This window comes from Fulvimarina uroteuthidis (assembly GCF_034321785.1).
Classification (GTDB): Bacteria; Pseudomonadota; Alphaproteobacteria; order Rhizobiales; family Rhizobiaceae; genus Fulvimarina; species Fulvimarina uroteuthidis.
This window is the reverse complement of record NZ_JAXLPB010000002.1, coordinates 208,170-226,704: the sequence shown is the minus strand read 5'-3', so window position 1 is coordinate 226,704 and position 18,535 is coordinate 208,170. Positions and strand designations below refer to the sequence as shown.

Genomic DNA, 18,535 nt, shown 5'->3' with positions numbered 1-18,535 from the left:
GGTTAGCTCTTCCTACGATAGTGGCCGATCCGCTGATCGAGTGCTGACGATGTGCTCGAAATCCTTCAGCGCCGCCGCTGCGGTCGCAAGCGGTTCCGTGCCGTGGGACATCGAGACCGTCTCGCCCATGGCGTCCGTCGTGACGCGGATCGCCTTGCTCTTGCCCCCGACATGCGCGAGCGGGTCGGATGGCGGATAGGTACGGATGCCGACACCGGCCCGCACCGCGCCCTTCTCTAGAACGAGACTGCCGACGAGCTTAGGAGCAAGGCCGTCCGCCGCCCATGCCTTCAACTCTCTTGGGGTCACGGACTGGATGCCCTCCACGCTCAAATCATCCATCGCGAGCTCCAGTCCGAGGACGAAATTGGCGATGATCAGCAGTTTGGCCGCCGTGTCCCATCCTTCCGTATCGTTGCGCGGATCAGCTTCCGCGAACCCGCCCGCCTGGGCTTCCTGCAGAGCGTCCTCGAACCCGATCCCGCGCATCGTCATGGCGTCGAGGAGGTAGTTTGAGGTGGCGTTGAGGATGCCTTCTACCTTCAGCACATTGCAGCCGAGGAGGCTTTGATCGAGAAGGTCGATCGTCGGCAGGGCGGCGGCAGCCGCGCCGCTGATCTTCAGCATCGCCCCCGAGCCGGTGGCAAGTCTGCGCAGTTCGCGGCCGCTGTGGACCAGCGCGCCCTTCGAGATCACGATCGCGTCGCGCCCATCGGACAGGGCCGAGCGGATATAGGCAAGGCCAGGCCCGCCCGTCCGAAAGTCGCTGGGACCCGCCTCAATCAGAATGTCGGCGCCGCTCGCAGCCACAAAGTCTAGCCCCGTCAGAGCAGGTTCAAGCGTGTTCAGCCGGTCGGCCTCTAGGCCATTGGCATCGTAGAGGCCGGAGTTCGAACCGCAGACGGCGACCAGGCGCACATCTGTTCCGTAGATCCGGCGGTAGCGATGGCGCCGAGATAGAAGCAGGTTCGCCGTGGCGCGACCGACGCCTCCGAAGCCTGCAATGGCAATTTTCAGCATTCGCACCATTCAGCTCCTGTGCATCGAAATCATCTTCTTCCGTGTCATGTCGCGCAACGGGTACTCTGGGGCAGTTCGAGCGTCCTTCTGCGCGAGACAACCGCTCTTCCACGCTACCGCCCAGCGCGTTGACGGAAGCCCGTATATCGCTGGCGCTCAGTACCGTCACCGCGCTCGACAACTGGGTTCTGTTGCTGCGAGCCGCCGCTGAGGCCAGGGTGATCCCAGCGCTGAATCCAGAAAGTCGGCGCGATGATCCTCGCCGATGCCGAAGACATCGAGCTCGACGTGGTCGGCAACCTCGACCACCTCGAGAAGATCGGCCATGCGATCGGTCGGCGAGGGCAGTTTGCCCGTCGCCTGATCAGGGAGGATGACCGCCAAGCTGTCGACGCCGGTCTCCTTTGCGGGTCCTTGAGAGTTCTCTCTATCGATCTGGAGGCGTCGGACCTGACCGCGGGCCCGAAATCAACTTCTCGCCGTCTGGATGAGAGGAGACCAGCCCGGCTCGAAGACCCTGCCAAAGGACCTGTGCCGGGCCGGCCGCTTTCCTTTGGGGAGGCGATAAGGCCCGATAGCCTGCCGCCGTCGTGGCGCGTCGATCGAGGCCGATTGCCCCCTCCTTTTCAGGTCAACGCGCCGAGTTTGCGACCGGCGTATTGAGCAGCTGCTGCTCCCAGAGATAGGCGATGCCGCTCGCGCCGCCGTGCTGCTTGATAACCTCGACTAGCCCAGGCAGGCTCTCCGTCCGCGCCCAGTCGCGCTGCCACTCGGATGCCAGTGCCATCCAGGTCATCATGTTCGCGCCAGCTGCGATCATGCGCTGGATGGCGACCTCGTGCGCCTCGACCGAGGTGCCGCCCGAGGCATCGGTGATCACCGTCACATCCCAGCCTTCGCCGAGCGCCTGGATCGCGGGCATCGCGACGCAAATCTCGGTGAACAGGCCGGCGATGATCAGCTGCTTGCGGCCGGTCGCCATGACGGCGTCGACGACAGAGCGGTCCTCCCACGTGTTGATGAACGTGCGGTCAAGCACCTCCTGATCGGGGAACACGTACGTGACGTTTGGGAAGATCAGCCCGCCCTGCTTGGCGATCACGCTGGTCAGGATGGTCGGCACGCCGAAGGCTTTCGCGGTCTTCACTAACGCCACTGTGTTGTTGACCGCCATTTGCGGATCATGGCTGTTCAGATTGGTCAGCTGGTAGGGCTGGTGGTCGATTAGAACGATGACCGAGTCCTCGGGACGAAGAAGCGAATCGAGGCCGTTTCGAAAGGTCATGAACACATCCTGTGCCGCGGTGGGAAGAGAGTGGCGTTTGCGAGACAAGCCGGTTGCTTGTCTCCTGCATCAGCATTTCCATTTCTGCTTTCTTCGGTAGCGCCCTTCTGTGTTAATCCGTGTCGCGCAAACGGGAACGCCGGATGAATATCGAAGATTTGTCGACCTTCGTCGAAGTTGCCGATGCGGGGGGCGTTTCGCCCGCTGCACGCCGGCTCGGTCTTTCGAAATCGATCGTCAGCCGGCGCCTCGCCCGGCTCGAGGCGGAACTCGGCGTTCAGCTCCTGGCACGAACGACTCGCGGCGCCGCGCTGACGGAGGCGGGCGTCACGTTCCGCGACTACGCGGCCCGCGTCCGCGACGAAATGGACGGGGCAAGAGAGGCGGTCCTTCCGGCCGGAGACCTTCGCGGCCGCCTGCGCATCGCGATGCCCCTGTCTTTCGGCCCGACCCACTTTGCGCCGATGCTTGCGGAAATGGCGCGGCGTCATCCGCAGCTCCATATGCACACCGCCTACAGCGACCGCTTCGTCGATCTCATCGCGGAGGGTTTCGACTGCGCGATCCGCGTCGGCTACCTCCAGGATTCCAACCTGATCGCCAAACGCATTGGGCCGATCTACGGCAAGCTCGTCGCAAGCCCGGAATATATCGAGAAATACGGCGCGCCTCAGGCGCCGGGCGAGGTCGCATCCCACCAAGCTGTCATGCAGGGCACCGAGAGCTGGCAGTTCATGGACGGCAACCAGATCGTCACGGTTAACCCGCAGGGTCGTTTCAAGGCCGACAATGCCAATGCGCTTGCCGCCGCCGCCGCCGCGGGGCTAGGCATAGCATGGCTTCCCGACTGCATCATCCATGACCATTTGGCCACCGGCACGCTCTTTCCGATCATGACGGATTACCCACCGCCGCCCGCCGGCGCCTATGTCATCCGCCCGCCGGGCCAGTACCCGGCGTGTAAGGTCCGCGTCCTCGCCGACTTGCTGATCGAGCTTTTCGAAAAGGATCCGCGCTTCGCGGGCACGGCTCTCTAGCTCGAAAGCGGCCACACGTCGTCTCTGCAGCGTTCCCTTTTTCGCGACACAGCTCAACGCAGTTCATCGCTAGTTGCCGACAGGCATGCTCGTTAAATCGGCAAGTGACGTGGGGGGGGCTCAGTTCTCCCGCATCGCCAGAACGAAGTTGCCGGTCAGGGTGAGGAGACGCGCATGAGCTGGAACCCAGCGATGGAACCGGGATGCCCCGAGGAGGTGGGTGCCCACTCGATCGAGACCCTCATCGTTCCACGTGCCCGCGATCTCGGCGGCTTCGAGGTTCGGCGCGCGCTGCCGGCGCCGAAGCGTCAGATGGTCGGGCCGTTCATCTTCTTCGACCAGGCGGGCCCGGCCGAGTTCCTGACCAGTCAGGGCGTCGATGTGCGGCCGCACCCGCATATCGGCCTCGGCACCGTCACCTATCTCTACCGCGGTGATTTCCATCACCGCGACAGCACCGGCGCCGACCAAGTCATCCGTCCGGGTGCGCTGAACTGGATGGTAGCTGGGCGCGGCGTCTCGCATTCGGAACGCACCTCCCAGGCCAGCCGCAGCGGTCCGAACAGCCTGTTCGGCATCCAGACCTGGCTGGCGCTGCCCGACAGTCACGAGGATGTGGCGCCGACCTTCGAGCACCACGGCAAGCAAACGCTGCCGGTGATCGAGGATGCCGGTGTCCGGGTTCGGCTTATCCTCGGCAACGCCTACGGCCAGAACGCACCCGCGAAGATGTTCACCGAAACCTTCTACGCCGATGTGAAGCTCGATCCGGGCAGCCGGCTGCCAATGCCGGACGAGCACGAGGATCGCGGCATCTACATCGTCGAAGGTTCGATCTCGGTCGCCGGCAAGGAATACGAGAGCGGACAGATGATGGTATTCCGCCAGGGAGACAGGATCACGGTCGCCGCCGGCGCACAGGGCGCGCGGCTGATGATCCTCGGCGGTGCGACGCTCAGTGGGCCGCGCTATATCTGGTGGAACTTCGTTGCCTCCTCCAAGGAGCGGATCGAGGAGGCTAAGGCCGAATGGCGCGCCGGGAAATGGGGCGAGGGTCGCTTCGATCTCCCGGTCGACGATCGGGACGAGTTTATTCCGCTTCCCGATTGAGCGGTGCAGAGGCGCTCGCCCGTTTCGAGGCGCGCGTTCGCGAATGAAATCGACGAGATCGCCTACCGGACGAAGGGAGATCGCCATGAGCAACCACTGGCCCCGAATCGACTATCTCAGCTGGCGCGAGACCTGTTCCGCCCTGCATCTCTACCTTCAGGTCGCCGGCAAGTACCGGCTGGCTCATAGCCCGTGGTTGAACCACTCCTGGACCGCGACCTTCTATGTGACTCCAAACGGCCTGGCGTCGTCGCCGATCCCGGACGGACCCGGCATCGAGATCCTTTTCGATCTGCGAGAGCATAGGGTCGTCGGCCGGAGCGGCGATGGTCGAGAGGCGTCGTTCGCGCTCGGCCAGACCACCGTTGCGGCATTCCACGCGCAGTTCGTCCAACTGATTTCGAAGATCGGCGGCACTGCGGCCTTCGACGGATCGCCGAACGAGTTGCCGAACCCCGTGCCGTTCCGGGAGGATCATCGTGAGCGCCCGTACGACCGCGACGCCGTTCAGCGCTATCATGAGGCGTTGAAGTCGATCGACCGTATCTTCCAGACGTTCCGTACGTCCTTTCTCGGCAAGTCCAGTCCGGTCCACCTGTTCTGGGGCGCGCTCGATCTCGCGGTCACTCGTTTTTCTGGACGGCGCGCGCCGCTCCACCCCGCCGGCATCCCGGCCTTGCCGGATGACGTGGCGCAGGAAGCGTACGATCGCGAAGTCTCCTCAGCTGGTTTCTGGCCGGGCGGTGGCGGCATCGACTATCCCGCCTTCTACGCCTACGCCTATCCGGCGCCGAACGCCTACCGTGCAGCACAGATCCGGCCCGAGGCCGCGTTCTGGCATGACGGCCTATCCGAGTTTGTCCTGCCCTACGATGCGGTGCAGTCGTCCGCCGATCCCGACGCGGCGCTGATGGCCTTCCTCGTCTCGACCTATGAGGCCGCTGCGGATCTCGGCAAATGGGATCGCGACCTTCTGGAATGCTCGCGAGGCAGGCCCGGTCAGGTGCGGCCGCCGGACGCCGAGCGGCAGAAGGCCGCGATATCGGCAACCGGTGAAGGCGTCGAGCGGCAGGACGGCACCCCTAAAGGGCGGTACCGGCTGGTCGTCGACGGAGTCGAAGCCGAGATGACCTATAGCCGTGCGGGCGAACGGCTGATCATCATCGACCACACGGATGTCCCGGCGGCCCTGCGCGGGCGCAAGGTCGGCGAGCGGCTGGTGCGTCAGGCAGTCGAAGATGCCCGCCGTGACGCAGTTACGATCATCCCGCTGTGCCCCTTCGCGAAAGCACAGATCGAACGACACCCGGAATGGCAGGACGTCCTGCAGCGATCGTAACGCATGACCGGCTTGGGCAAATTGATGCTGGTTGAGATGCGCGGGAAACACTCGCCCGAGAAGGAAGAGGCATGGCAGCCGAGGGGGTAGGCGCAATCGTTGGGCCGATGGTGACGCTGATGGGAGCCGCCGTGGTGGCCGTTCCCCTTTTCCGGCGTCTCGGGCTCGGCTCCGTGTTGGGCTACTTCACGGCGGGCGCCTTGGTTGGTCCGTCCATCTTGGGACTGTTCACCGATCCAGCTGCCATCCTGCATGTCGCCGAGCTTGGCGTGGTGATGTTCCTGTTCGTCATCGGACTGGAGCTGCGACCTCAGAAGCTATGGTTGATGCATAACCAAATTTTTGGCCTCGGCTTGGCGCAGGTTCTTCTCGCCATCCTGCTCCTGACGGGCGCCGGCGTCGCCCTGTTCGCTTTAAGACCAGCCGTCGCTTTCGTTGCAGGGGCAGGCTTCGTCTTGTCGTCCACCGCAGTGATCATGTCGGTTCTACAGGAGCGCGGTCAGATCGCGAGCGAAGAGGGGCGACAATCGGTTTCGATCCTCTTGTTCGAGGACTTGTTGATCGTGCCTTTGCTCGCGATCGTCGCCTTTCTTTCACCATTGGGGCAGGGAGAGGCTGGACTTGGGGTCGTCTCGGTCGCGCTCGCGGGTATTTTGTTGCTGATGGCCGTCGGATACTGGCTGCTCGAGCCATTTTTCGCGCTGCTGGCCCGGGCGCGTACCCGAGAAGTCTTGACAGCCGGGGCCCTTCTGGTCGTGCTGGGTGCTGCGCTTCTGATGGAAGCAGTCGGGCTATCGATGGCGATGGGTGCCTTCCTGGCAGGCGTCATGCTGTCGGGATCAAGCTACCGCCATCAGATCGAGAGCGATATTGAACCCTTCAAAGGGCTTCTGATGGGTCTGTTCTTCCTGTCTGTCGGCATGTCCCTCGATCTGACGGTCGTCGCACGCGAATGGCCGCTGCTTCTGTCCATGCTTCTCGCCTATGTGGTGGTCAAATCGATCGCCGTTTATGGGGTTGCCCGCCTGTGGGGCGGCTCGAACCGAAGCGCGCTGCAGCGGACAGCCATGTTCGCGCAGGGTGGCGAGTTCGCCTTCGTTCTCTACACTGCGGCAACAGAGAGCGGGGTGATCGATGGTCGCGACAACGCGATCTTCTCAACCGTGGTGATCCTGTCGATGGCAATGACGCCCCTTATACTGATATGTGCCGATAGGCTTTTGAGGGCAGAAACTGTTTCTCTCAATGGCGTCGAGAACGCCGATGCACTGCGCGGCCGAGTTCTTGTGATCGGGTTTGGCCGGTTCGCGCAAATTGCCGTGCAGTCCCTTCTGTCACGTGGCGTCGCTGTCTCGGTCATTGAGAACGATCCAGATCGAATCCACGAGGCGGCTCGCTTCGGATTCAAGGTTTACTACGGCGATGGCGCTCGTCTTGATGTCCTTCGCACATCTGGCGCTGCGGAGGTGCAAGCAATCGTCATCTGCGCCGCAGATCGTAAGGTTATCAGCGCGATCGCATCGCTTGTCATGACAGAGTTCCCGAATGCCAAGGTCCTTGCTCGAAGCTACGATCGAGATCACGCGATCGAATTGATCCGCTCAGGCGTCGATTTCGAGATCCGTGAGACAGTCGAGTCCGCGCATCGAATGGGCGCTCAGGTCCTTCGGACACTCGGCTTCGACGACGCAAGCATCGTAGACGCAGTCGACGACATTCGGCTACGCGACGCCCAACGACTTACCGAGCAGATCCAAGGCCATGCGTTGTCGGGGCGTGAGCACCTTCACACCGCACCCGTGCCCGAACCGCTCACGCAAACGGCACGGTAAACTTGCGATCGTCGTGGAACGATACGAACATCAGGAGAACGCTTTGTCCCACCGGATCCTCGTCTTCTACGGCTCCTACCGTCAGGATCGAACCGGTATCCGGCTCGCAAACTTCCTCGTGACCGCCTTCAGCAAACGCGGTCACGAAGTGGAGCTCATTGACGCAAAAGCCGTAGGACTCCCGATGCTCGATCGCATGTACAAAGAATATCCCGTCGGAGAGGCCCCCGAAGCTCTCCAGGCACTTGCCGCCAAAATCACTGCGGCCGACGCATTCGTTTTCGTTGTGGGCGAATACAACTGGGGCATCCAGCCGGGTTTGAAAAACCTGACAGATCACTTTCTGGAAGAGTGGTTTTGGCGTCCAGCCGCGATGGCCAGCTATTCCGCCGGCCGTCTCTCGGGCGTTCGTGCAGGTCTCGCCTGGCACGGGACGTTATCGGAAATGGGCATGGTCGTTACATCCTCGACTTTGGCAGTTGGGCCGATCATTTCGACACTTGACGAAGACGCAGCTCCGACAGGCAAAGCCGGTGAGGCATTAGAACGGAATTTCGACCGCTTCGCAGCCGATCTCGAATGGTGGTCTGATGCGGCGAAGTTCCAGAAGGAGCGGAGATCACCCCCTTTCTGACATGGAAAACGCAGGTTCGAGAAAGGGCGCATTCAGGTACGAATGCTCCATCTTAGCCGTGTGGAAACGTGGCAGTTTCCGATTCAGACGAAATACTTCTCTTCGGTACTTGAACGCTGGATGGCAGCTCCTTGCGCCGAAAATCTGCGAGCGGACAGTCCGGTATCGGCCCGCACCCGCAATCAGAAAATTTTGCTTGCGGATTTCGCTGATTCAGGACAGTCGTTTCGCTAAGTCGCGGACACTCGTTTCGGAAAGTCGCGGACAGCTTTGGGCGTGAAGATCGAAGAGCCTTGTTTCGTTCAAGGGTGATTGATTTCGCGGATTGCGATCGCGGTCAAGCGGCGACGGTTTTGGTTTTGCGTATGCTTTCTCCTTCCAGGTTGATGCGGTGGGCGTTGTGGACGAGGCGATCCAGGATCGCGTCGGCGATTGTCGGGCTTCCGATGAGATCGTGCCAGCGCGATACGGGCACCTGAGCGGTGATCAAGGTGGATTTCCGGCGGTAGCGTTCTTCGCAGATTTCCAGAAGGTCGAGGCGCTGTTGATCGCCCAGACCGTTGGTTCCCCAGTCATCGAGGATCAGAAGCTGGGCACGAGCGAGCTTGTCGACCAAACTCGGAAAGCGGCCATCGAGGCGGGCCATGGCCAGATCCTCGAACAGGCGGGGCATTCGGACATAGAGGACAGAGTGATCGAGCCGAGCCGCCTGTCGGCCGAAGGCGCAGGCCTATCACGTCTTGCCAGTGCCGGTCTGGCCGTTGAGAATCAAATTCTCGTTGGCTTTCAACCATTCGCCCTGGGCCAATGATAGCACATGGTGTCGATCGAGACCGCGGGCGGCGGCAAAATCGATATCCTCGATGGAAGCGTCGGGAAAGCGGAGCTTGGCAAGCCGAAGGCGGTTGGTCAGCCGCTTGTCAGCGCGAACGGCGGTCTCGCGATCGAGCATGAGACCCAACCATTCGTCGCGGGCAAGCTCGCTCGCTCCAGGTTGATCGCTCAATTCGCGATAGGCACTCGCCATTCCGGCAAGGCCGAGGGTCTGCATCTGGTCGATGGTCGGATGGTTCAGCATGAGAGAACGTCCCTTCGTCATTGGTCTGCCCCCACGAAAGTGGTCCTCAATGAAGTATGGTTTTTGAGACCATCGGAGGACGAGAGCATGCCGAACAAGAAGCACAAACCTGAAGAGATCGTCGCGAAGCTGCGGCAGGTCGATGTCTTGGTTTCGCAGGGCCGAAGCGTGGCGGAGGCGGTTCGCGCGATCGGCGTCACGCAATTCACCTATTATCGCTGGCGCAAGGAGTATGGCGGCCTGAAGGGCAGCCAGGTAAAGCGCCTGAAGGATCTTGAGAAGGAGAACGAGCGTCTACGCAAGGCGGTCTCCCATCTGACGCTCGAGAAGCTGATTCTCAGTGAGGCTGCGTCGGGAAACTTCTGAGCCCTTCGCGTCGTCGGGAATGCGTCGACCATGTCGTCTCCAAGCTCGGCGTGTCGGAGCGCATGGCATGCCTGGTTCTTGGTCAGCATCGATCGACGCAGCGCAAGAAGGCAAGCGGTCGGGCTGATGAGGAGGCGCTGACCGCGGATATCATCCGGCTTGCCAGCGAATACGGCCGGTACGGCTACCGCCGGATCGCCGCCATGCTGAAGAGCGAAGGCTGGACGGTGAACGTCAAACGCGTCGAGCGTATCTGGCGGCGGGAAGGGCTCAAAGTCCCACAGAAGCAACCGAAAAAAGGTCGGCTCTGGCTGAACGACGGATCATGCGTCCGTCTGCGGCCGGAGTATCCCAATCACGTCTGGTCCTACGACTTCGTCGAGAGCCGGACCCATGACGGAAGGAAGTTCCGCATGCTGAATGTCATCGACGAGTTCACCCGCGAAAGTCTGGCGATCCGGATCGATCGGAAGCTGAACTCGATCAACGTCATCGATGTCCTGAAGGTCGGGATCGCGATGTCGATATGCTGCTTCTGGCCGTTCTCCACCGGTTTGGCCTTGGAAAACTTCACCGTCCACCGGGCATCGGTATCCTTTTGCCTTGCTTTGAACAGCTTGTCCTTCCAGCTCTCCCGAGCTCTCTCACCCGCCCTGAACGGCGGTCTACCGAGTCTTGGTCGAACGGTCAGACCGAGTGCCAGGTCAACAAACTCAAGTTCGTGAGCGGAAAATGTACGGGCGCGCGAAGATTGATCTGCTGGAAGCTCGGATTCTTGGGGCAGGATGACTGTCATCGAGTTTGCGTCAGACCCACGGTTCGACGCGATTTGACAGTTGAAGGCGGCACTCGTCTGGCGCACCATCTTCCAAACCCGCTTCGAGGCCTCCAACGCGATCGGTCGATATATCGATGGCTTCTATAAGCCTGTCCGCCGCCACTCGGCGCTCGATTTCATCAGCCCGCTTCGATTCGAGAGGCTGGCAGCATAAAACCGAAAACGCTCTTCACATTAGCGAAACAAGTCCAATCCTGCTGCTAGCACAGAACGACGAATGGGTGGTCCAGCGTGCCGCTACATGCATTGGCAACCATCGCGCCATTGAGCGACGATCCCGTCGTCAGCCTGCCCGGCGTAACATGGTGACCATCCCGGCCCTGCCGGAGAGCAGGGCACTCAACGCCAGCTACATCACGCTTGAAGATATTATCTCAGGACGAACGCATACAGCTTGAATTCTCTCCGACTCTGGAAACAACCAAGCTGGATGAGATTGCTTAATTTTTTCGCCGTCGTGGACGTCCCCACGGCGCAGACTGCTTCGCGTCGACCCACGAAACAAGCCGGATTGGCATTCTTTCGAGATGCGCAGTAACAATTGGGAGTTTTGCAATGTCTTCGAGCTGCATCGCAATCGAAGCAGGATCACAGTAGCGTTCCGTGGTCTCGCTTTTTCCGCCATGACCCATCAGATCGGCTCGAAGTTCCTCCGCCACCCGCGAATGCTTGAGGGAATTGTTGAAGAAATGGCGAGACTGATGCGGCGTGAACCCTGACGCTTTCAAGGCAGGCAAAATTTCGTCGTAGAGCCGGTCGCCGAGAGGACTACTTGTCGATGGCGAGTGAAGGTCGGGGAACAGCCGGTCGTAACCGAGAGCCCGGATCGTTTTGACATATTCAAGAAATCCAAGGCGGATCAGTTCCGGATGGAGTGCAAGGCTTCGCTTCGACTGATCGTTCTTGATGCGGCGGAATTCGTTCTTCTCAATGATGAGAAACGGGTTGTCGCCGACATCTGAAACGATATCCGCGACCGCGAGGCCGCAATACTCCTCACGGCGCATACCCTGATAGTTTCCAAGAAGCGGTCCGAAATAAGCGGCGCGATGGAAGGTGAGTGGACCTTCCCGGTGAATATCGTCCCAGTCGCGGCAACCGGTAAAAATCGGCGAACGGAAGAAGCCTTCTATCTGTTCAAGCTTCGGGACCGGCCGATCGTCACGTCCGCGCTTGGACTTCTTCGCCCGGAACTCGGAAAGGTCGAGATCCCGATCGAGCTTGAGACCGGACGCCTTCGCGCGCCTGAGAAGCTGGCCGATGAAGGTGAGATGCCGGTTTCGGGTCTGGCCCGAAAGTCCGCGTTCGTCCGCAGGCTTCATTCCGGCAACCGAACGGAGTTCGGCGATCGATCGCGTCTTGTCGGCAGGGCTCTTGCCGTAGGATTTGTACAGAGTGCGAAGAAAGCCGTCGAAGGCGTCGAGGTCGGCTTGGGCAAGTCCGGCAAGAGATGCGACATCGCGTTCTTCTGCCAAGAAGCGAGCGAAGAGGTCGAAGATCATCCGAGCCTGTCGGACCGTCTTCTCATCCCATTCCCGATCGTCTTCCTTCTCTCCGACCTTTCCGGCGATCAGCTTGGCACCGATAGCGTCGATGTCGTCAGCGACGTTCGCAGGAGCTGAAACGACCGGTAAAGCCCTGCCGTCGTTCCAGCGCACCTTGAGCGCAACGGGATCGATCGAAGGGGTGTAGATCGTGTCGACAGCCGGATCCTTTCGGCTATCACCGCGAACGTTCGATGACATACGGGCCTCGCAGCGCGAAGCGTCGTTCCAGTCTTCGGGGGATCGCGGTTCGTCAGCGTATGAAGCGAGATGGTTTTTTTCCTTGCTTCTAGCTCGGACGCTTGAGGATCCTTCTCGTTCGGGGGAGGCGTCAGCAGGTTCCTGCAACGGCGTCGACACGCCAGTTTCTCCCTCGGTTAGGCTGCTAATAAGGGTTCCGAAATCGATTGGCTCGTCCTCGTACCGGGACTTCGTGTCGAGTAGCGCCTCGCCGAGAGCGCGCAGATAGACCGGTTCGACCCTCGCCATGGTCGCCGCCGACACCATAATGCCTGCTGCCTTCATCGCTTCGGCAATCCGGACCTGTGATGGCCGATGCTGTCCGTTTTCTTTCATCCGCTGGAGCGTGTTGCAGACCGCTTCAATCGAAGGCGCGTCGAGACCGACTTCGCTAAGTTCCGTTTGCACCTTCGAACCGTTCGCGACACCGGCGCCGTATCGCGACAACAGCTTGTAGGAGTAGCCCATGGCAGTCTCTTCCCGCGCTTCCTCCTCGATGTCGAAGGTCGGATCGTTGCGCGAGAGATCTGCGAGGATGGAAAGCTTACGTTTGTGTGCCTTGAGCGTCGCCATGAAAACCGCAGCCAACTGCTGCTTTGTTACCTCCGGACGTTCGTCGAGCATCAGTTCCGCAGCCTTCGCGTTCAGGCCCGCCCCGAGATAACGCGCAGCGGCAAGGTCCTTCGTTCCCAGACTGTAGCGTAGCTGATTCGCGCCGATCCTTCGCGCGAGAAATTCGGGAATTCGCTTGCGCCAGTAATAGACAGCGCCGCGACGCTCCAAGTTCGATCCGATGGCCATCATCGACACTCCGTGTCTCACGTTTGTGTCGCAGTCCTGTGTCTCACTCGGCACAGGGGGCGCCCCAGCCAAAGGTGGATTGAGCAAAATCAATGGCTTGGAAGATCTGGCTGGGGCGGCAGGATTCGAACCTGCGAATGGCGGCACCAAAAGCCGCTGCCTTACCACTTGGCGACGCCCCAACGCACGCGCGCCGAACAGGCCGGAGACATGATCGGGGCGCGGCCTGTCTATAGACGGGACCGCTCGGTCTTGTAAATCGGTCCGGCCCCGAAGCGGCTGTCGCCGCGGCTAAATTTCGCGCTGCGGCGGGCGCGGCACGCCAAAACCGATCCGATGCCTATATATTAATCATCACCAATGAGAAATCCCGGCACGGGCCGGGATTGTACCGTTACGAGAGGTCGGCCGGGGCGCGAGGGTTCGAACCCGCGCGGCAAGCGTGGGATCGCATCGCGCCGGACGCCATCATTTGCCGGTCTGCTTGGCGGCCTTGTCGAAGGCGTCCTTGCCCGGCTTCATCAGTTCCTGGGCAACGCTCTGCGTCATCGCCTGGATTTCCTTGGCCTGGGTGGTGTTCAGTTCGGCCTGCTCGCGCAGGAAGCCCGTCTGCATCTCGATGACTTCCGAGAAGGATTTCGCACCCATCATCGCGTCGAGATGCCTGAAGCCGAGATCGGCATTGGCGCGCATCGCGTCGAGCGCCTTCTTGGACAGCTGGAGCGAGCCCTGATGGGCATTTTCCATCGTCGACTCCAGGGCCTTGGAGGCCTCGTCGGCAGCAGCGCGCATGCGGCCGTAAGCATCCTTGGACTGCTCCATGGACTTTTCGGTCATGGCGCGGAAGGTTTCCGTCATCTTCGACGGATCCATGCCCATCATCGACTGTGCGTTACCGAGACCGAATGGATCGTTGTTCTTGGCGTTTGCCATGGAGAGCTCCTCAATCATTCTTACGTTATGATACAAACAGCCGCGATCGGAATCTGTTCCCGAACGGCCTTGCTGCCCAATTATGTAGCACAAGTTTTTGTGCAATGCAACATAAACCCCGGCATTTGCGTCAAAACGGGTTGGTTAAGTCTGATGTGCGGAAGTTCCGCGGGAGGGCGCGCGCAACGTGGCGTTCGCGGTCGTCGCGCTTTATGAAAAGAGTGTTAAGCGGATACGCCGATTTGAATTCACCGCAAGAACGAGCAGCAGGGGCATCAGAGCCGTGATTCTTGGAGACCTGACCCGCGACGACCTGCCCGACACGCTGGTGCTGATGGCATGCCGCAGCGTCGTCGAGGCGCGCCGGTCCGGCAGCGCATGCCTGGCGCTGCGTCCGGACCTTTCCGCGATCGTCTGGGCGAATGTCGACGCGGCCGCGCGCTTCGGCATCGCGCCGGGCCCCCAGCGCGAGGGAGGCTGCGCGCTGGCCGACGATATCGCGGCGGCACTCGATCCCGCCGCCATGGCGGGCGTCCTCCACCGGGGCGCTTCGGCCGGGTCCGCGTTCAAGGCCGAACGCCTTGCGATCGGCGACAAGGGCCGGACCCTCGTTCTCGTCAGCTTCGAGGCCGCCGGCGCGCAGGGGTCCGGGCACGAGGCGCAACGCGCGCTCGCCGACATCGGCGATCAGCCGATCGCGATCTGGACCTCGGACCGTTCGTGGTTCGACGCCGGATTCGGCGAGACCCGGCAGGTCTACATGGAAGACCTCTACGACCTGAAGGACGGCGAGGCGCTGTTCGACGGGGCGTTCCTGCCCGGCGGCGAGCCGATCGGGCTGATGAAGCTGACCCGGCGCATGATCGCGGTCTGGCGAAGGGATCGCGGCGGTTTCGCCGTCTTCGACCTCGCGGGCGATGGCGGTACGGGCGATGACGCAGCGGCCCCGCGCGCCGATGCCGACAGGGCCGAGGACGCCATGGTGCATCGTGACGCTGCCCTTCAGGCCCCGCCGGCGGGCGCGCCCCGCGGCCATGACGAATCAAACCATGACGATCCGGGCCATGACGATCCGGGCCATGACGATCCGGGCCATGACGGTCCGCGTCAGGACGATCCCGGGCGCAACGAAGCGTCGTTCGCCCATGAGATCGAGGCGCTCAAATCCGTTGGCGGGTCGCTCCTGACCGCCGCCGGTGCCGCTCTGGGTGGCGCGGTGCTCGAGCGGATCGCGGGCGACCGTGATCGCGATGGAAACGCTCCTTCGCGCAGCGAGGCAGGCGCCGACGATGCCGCGACGGCGGCCATGGCGGACGTCGAGCCGGTTCCCGGCGATCGGGACGGCTCGGCTCGCGGAACGGCCGATCCGGCACGCGGCCCGGAAGCCGACAACGCTCCGCAACCGGGTTCGCCTTCGGGCGAGGGTGCGTCGGAGACCGCGTTGCGCGTCCCGCCGATCATGGCCTTCCTTGGCGCCGGCATCGGCGCCGCTGCCGCTTTCGCCTTCGCGCAGAAGGAGGCCGGAGCGTCGGGCGAAGGGGCGGGCGAAACGGATGTGGACCCGGCCGCCGATCGGTCACCCGGACCCCTCGACGCAGACCCTGTCGCCGGCGACCCCGCGCCGTCTCGCACGCGTTCGAACTGGGGTTCGACACCCGTTTCCGTGCCGGCGCCGAAGACGGCGGAAGACGGCCCGGCGAACGGGTCCGGTCCGGATCGGGCTTCGGCTTGCGATGATGCCGGGACGGTAGAGGACACCGGGCGGGCGGGAGCAGGCGAATTCCGCCTGGCGACGGCCGGCGATTTCAACCGCCCGGTTACGCGTCCGGACGGGATCGTGTCGGACGGGATCGTCTCGGACGAGATAGGGTCGGACTGGATCGAGCCGGACGGGGCCGACCGGGCGGACACGGCCGTCGTGAGCGATGAGGACGGGCCTGCCGTGAATTTTCGGCCCGACCTTGATGGCGAGCCGGCCCGCTTCGTTTGGCGCCTCGATCATGAAGGGCGGTTCCAGACGCTTTCGCCGGAGCTTTCCGAAACGGTCGGCCCGCGCGCGGCGGACGTCATCGGCGTGCACTTCGCCGACATGGCGGACGCGTTCGACCTCGATCCGAGCGGCGAGGTCGCCGAACTCCTGGCGCGCCGGGATACCTGGTCGGACCGCACCGTCTTCTGGCCCGTCGAGGGGACGGACAGGCGTATTCCGATCGATCTGGCGGCTCTGCCGGTCTATTCGCGCGACCGCAGCTTCGACGGATTTCGCGGTTTCGGCGTCGCGCGTCCCCGCGACGGCGAGAGCGACCCGAACGCGTTCGGCCAGATGCTGGCCTCGGGCCGGACGGTGCGCGAGATCGTGGCGGACGCGGCGGTCGCCACGGCCGACGATCTGTCCGCCTTCGCGGCCGAAGCCGCCGCGCCGGGTGACGGCGACGGTGTCGGAGCGGCGTTCACGTCGTCAGACCCCGCGGAAGGGCCGGACGCAGGTCACGGGTCGGGCGAGGACCGGGACGGCGTCGTGCGGCTTTCGCAACGACGCCGCCGACGCGACGCGCTTCTGAGCGCCGACGAGGCGGCGGCTTTCCGGACCATCGGCGTCGCCCTGTCCGGGGCCACCGGCAACGAGAAGCTCGAAAGCGCCATCCAGACGGCGAAGCAGAAGATCGCCCTGTTCGGCGGCAAGCTTCCCGCCGCCTCTCCCGAACCCGGCCAGAGCGGCGACCGCGACGAGGTGCGCGACGAAAGCGCGGCCGGAACGGGGGCGAGCGCGCGCCTCGATGCCCGCGTCGCCGCCGATCTCGTGGCCTATTACGGGCGGCTTCCCGTGCCGATCCTCGTCCAGAACGGCGATCGCACGGTCTACACCAACGACGAGTTCGCCGACCTGACCGGCTACAGGGATGCCGGAGCCCTGTCGGCGGCGGGCGGCCTCGATCATCTCTTCGATGAGAGCGCCGCCGGAGAAGGCGTGCGTCTTCGCCGGGCGAACGGCAAGACCATCGACGTGCGCGCACGAATGCAGCGCATCGTCATGCAGGCCCGCTCCTTCCTGGTCATCTCGTTCTTCGCCACGCCCCGCCTGACGGTCGCAGGTCTCGGCGAGACGTCGCGGGACGCGGTCCCGGCCGAAGGCGAGCCGGCCGTGAAGGCGGATGCGGCGCGCCTGTCGACGCTCGCCGCAAGCGTCGAGACCGCCGGCAGTGCCGTGCTGCTTCTCGATCCCGAGGGCCGGGTGGAGGCTGCGAACGCGCGCGCCTCGAGCCTGTTCGCCGAAACGAACGCGCCTGCCGACGGGACCGGGCGCGCGCCGCCGCTCGGCCGGGCGTTCACCGACCTGTTCGAGAGCACAAGCCGCGAGCGCGCCCGCGATCTCGTGCGGGCCGCCGCGAGCGAGGGCGAGGCGGCAAGCGGCACCGCCGCGTTCGATCTCGACGTGCGCGGGCGCGAGGGCGCCGTCAAGCTGCTTGCCGCGATGGCCGAACCGCTGGAGACCGGCGGCTGGTGCGTGATCCTGCGCGACCGGGCCGGCGCCGACGCCGCGACCGAAAGGGCCGGGGGCGGAAACGACCGCATCGATGCGGGGCGGGCCGAGGACGAATCCTTGCGCAAGACGCACTTCCTCGCGGCCGTCGCCCACGAGATCCGCACGCCGATGACTGCGATCCTCGGCTTTTCCGATGCGATCGAAAGCGAGGCCTTCGGGCCCATCGGGAATCCGCGCTATCTGGATTATATCAGCGATATCAAACGGTCGGGCCGCCACGTCCTCGATCTGGTGAACGATCTTCTCGATCTCTCTAAGGCGGAATCGGGAAAGCTGGAACTCGATTTCGGCGCCGTCGCTCTCAATCAGGTGGCCGGGGAAGTCGTCTCGATGATGCAACCCGTCGCCGGCAGTGCCCGCATCGTGCTGCGCTCCAATCTTCCGCCCTCCGTTCCACCGGTGATCGCCGACGCGCGCTCGATCCGCCAGATCATCACCAATCTCATCCAGAACGCGATCAGCTACACGCCGACCGGCGGCCAGATCATCCTGTCCAGCCAATATCGCGAGGACGGCGGCGTGACGCTGAAGTGCCGCGACAACGGCGTCGGCATGAGCGAGACGGAACTCGAGATCGCCAAGAGCCCCTATGGCCGGGTCAAGAATGCGGGCGGGCGGGGCAGCGTGGGAACCGGCCTCGGACTTCCGCTCGCCCATGCGATGGCGGAGGCGAACGGCGCGGAGCTGGTGATCGAGTCCAGTCCGCATGGCGGAACGGTCGTCGAGCTTCGGTTTGCACCCGAACAGGTCATTGCGGACTGAGCGGCTGCGGCCGACGCAAGGCGGCGGGCGATCGCCTGCCGTTCTGCCTTCTTCGTTCGCCGGAGGGCGCTCCCGCCGCGAACCGCGCCGGCGGCTGCCCGCGCGGCCATGTCGCGCATCGCAAGCGGAGACTGGCAGCGGCGTCGGGCCCATCTTCGCCCACCGCCCTATC

11 protein-coding genes, 1 tRNA gene and 3 pseudogenes are annotated in these 18,535 nt (G+C 63.1%); 9 read left to right on the top strand and 6 right to left on the bottom strand.

The features are described from left to right. Window positions 1–12: 12 nt before the first annotated feature. Window positions 13–1,020 (bottom strand): homoserine dehydrogenase, encoded by a 1,008-nt coding sequence (locus tag U0C82_RS06045; RefSeq protein ID WP_322186182.1) that lies wholly within the window; start codon window positions 1,018–1,020, stop codon window positions 13–15. A 252-nt stretch (window positions 1,021–1,272) separates the two neighbouring features. Here U0C82_RS06045 and U0C82_RS06035 point away from each other — a divergent pair, with 252 nt between their 5' ends. Further along, entirely contained in the window at window positions 1,273–1,683 is a 411-nt protein-coding gene (locus U0C82_RS06035; protein ID WP_322186899.1) for a hypothetical protein, read from the top strand. Here the strand turns inward: U0C82_RS06035 and U0C82_RS06030 are convergent. Beyond that, on the bottom strand, window positions 1,652–2,305 hold the full coding sequence (locus U0C82_RS06030; protein ID WP_322186181.1) for a hydrolase: 654 nt from the start codon (window positions 2,303–2,305) through the stop codon (window positions 1,652–1,654). The genes U0C82_RS06035 and U0C82_RS06030 overlap by 32 nt on opposite strands. A 143-nt stretch (window positions 2,306–2,448) precedes the next feature. Here U0C82_RS06030 and U0C82_RS06025 point away from each other — a divergent pair, with 143 nt between their 5' ends. The 5 genes from U0C82_RS06025 (at window position 2,449) to U0C82_RS06005 (ending at window position 8,257) form a co-directional block, all read left to right on the top strand. Continuing rightward, entirely contained in the window at window positions 2,449–3,342 is an 894-nt protein-coding gene (locus tag U0C82_RS06025) for a LysR family transcriptional regulator (RefSeq protein ID WP_322186180.1), read from the top strand. Window positions 3,343–3,516: 174 nt separating this feature from the next. Beyond that, complete coding sequence (locus tag U0C82_RS06020) at window positions 3,517–4,452, top strand: pirin family protein (protein WP_322186179.1); 936 nt, start codon at window positions 3,517–3,519, stop codon at window positions 4,450–4,452. Window positions 4,453–4,537: 85 nt separating this feature from the next. Next, a complete protein-coding gene (locus U0C82_RS06015; RefSeq protein ID WP_322186178.1) occupies window positions 4,538–5,791 on the top strand; it encodes a DUF5996 family protein in 1,254 nt (417 codons plus the stop codon). Between the two features lie 71 nt (window positions 5,792–5,862). Beyond that, window positions 5,863–7,623 (top strand): monovalent cation:proton antiporter-2 (CPA2) family protein, encoded by a 1,761-nt coding sequence (locus U0C82_RS06010; RefSeq protein ID WP_322186177.1) that lies wholly within the window; start codon window positions 5,863–5,865, stop codon window positions 7,621–7,623. 43 nt (window positions 7,624–7,666) lie between these two features. Continuing rightward, complete coding sequence (locus U0C82_RS06005) at window positions 7,667–8,257, top strand: NADPH-dependent FMN reductase (RefSeq protein WP_322186859.1); 591 nt, start codon at window positions 7,667–7,669, stop codon at window positions 8,255–8,257. Window positions 8,258–8,594: 337 nt separating this feature from the next. On the opposite strand, the pseudogene istB reads toward U0C82_RS06005, so the two are convergent. Beyond that, window positions 8,595–9,335 (bottom strand): annotated as a pseudogene (istB, locus tag U0C82_RS06000) (IS21-like element helper ATPase IstB). An 87-nt stretch (window positions 9,336–9,422) separates the two neighbouring features. On the opposite strand from istB, the pseudogene U0C82_RS05995 reads away from it, so the two are divergent. Both U0C82_RS05995 and U0C82_RS05985 read left to right on the top strand, forming a co-directional pair. After that, window positions 9,423–10,204 (top strand): annotated as a pseudogene (locus U0C82_RS05995) (IS3 family transposase); the annotation flags it as partial. Window positions 10,205–10,537: 333 nt separating this feature from the next. After that, window positions 10,538–10,693, top strand: a pseudogene (locus tag U0C82_RS05985) (IS3 family transposase); the annotation flags it as partial. 286 nt (window positions 10,694–10,979) lie between these two features. Here the strand turns inward: U0C82_RS05985 and U0C82_RS05980 are convergent. From U0C82_RS05980 to U0C82_RS05970, 3 genes are all read right to left on the bottom strand, one after another. Then, a complete protein-coding gene (locus U0C82_RS05980) occupies window positions 10,980–13,127 on the bottom strand; it encodes a DUF6538 domain-containing protein (protein ID WP_322186176.1) in 2,148 nt (715 codons plus the stop codon). Window positions 13,128–13,231: 104 nt separating this feature from the next. After that, window positions 13,232–13,306, bottom strand: a tRNA-Gln gene (locus U0C82_RS05975). A gap of 286 nt (window positions 13,307–13,592) precedes the next feature. Next, a complete protein-coding gene (locus U0C82_RS05970) occupies window positions 13,593–14,057 on the bottom strand; it encodes a phasin (protein ID WP_416186630.1) in 465 nt (154 codons plus the stop codon). 283 nt (window positions 14,058–14,340) lie between these two features. Between U0C82_RS05970 and U0C82_RS05965 the strand changes: the two genes are divergently transcribed. Further along, the gene (locus U0C82_RS05965) at window positions 14,341–18,363 is read left to right on the top strand and encodes an ATP-binding protein (protein WP_322186175.1); all 4,023 of its coding nucleotides are present in this window, start codon (window positions 14,341–14,343) and stop codon (window positions 18,361–18,363) included. Window positions 18,364–18,535 lie beyond the last annotated feature (172 nt).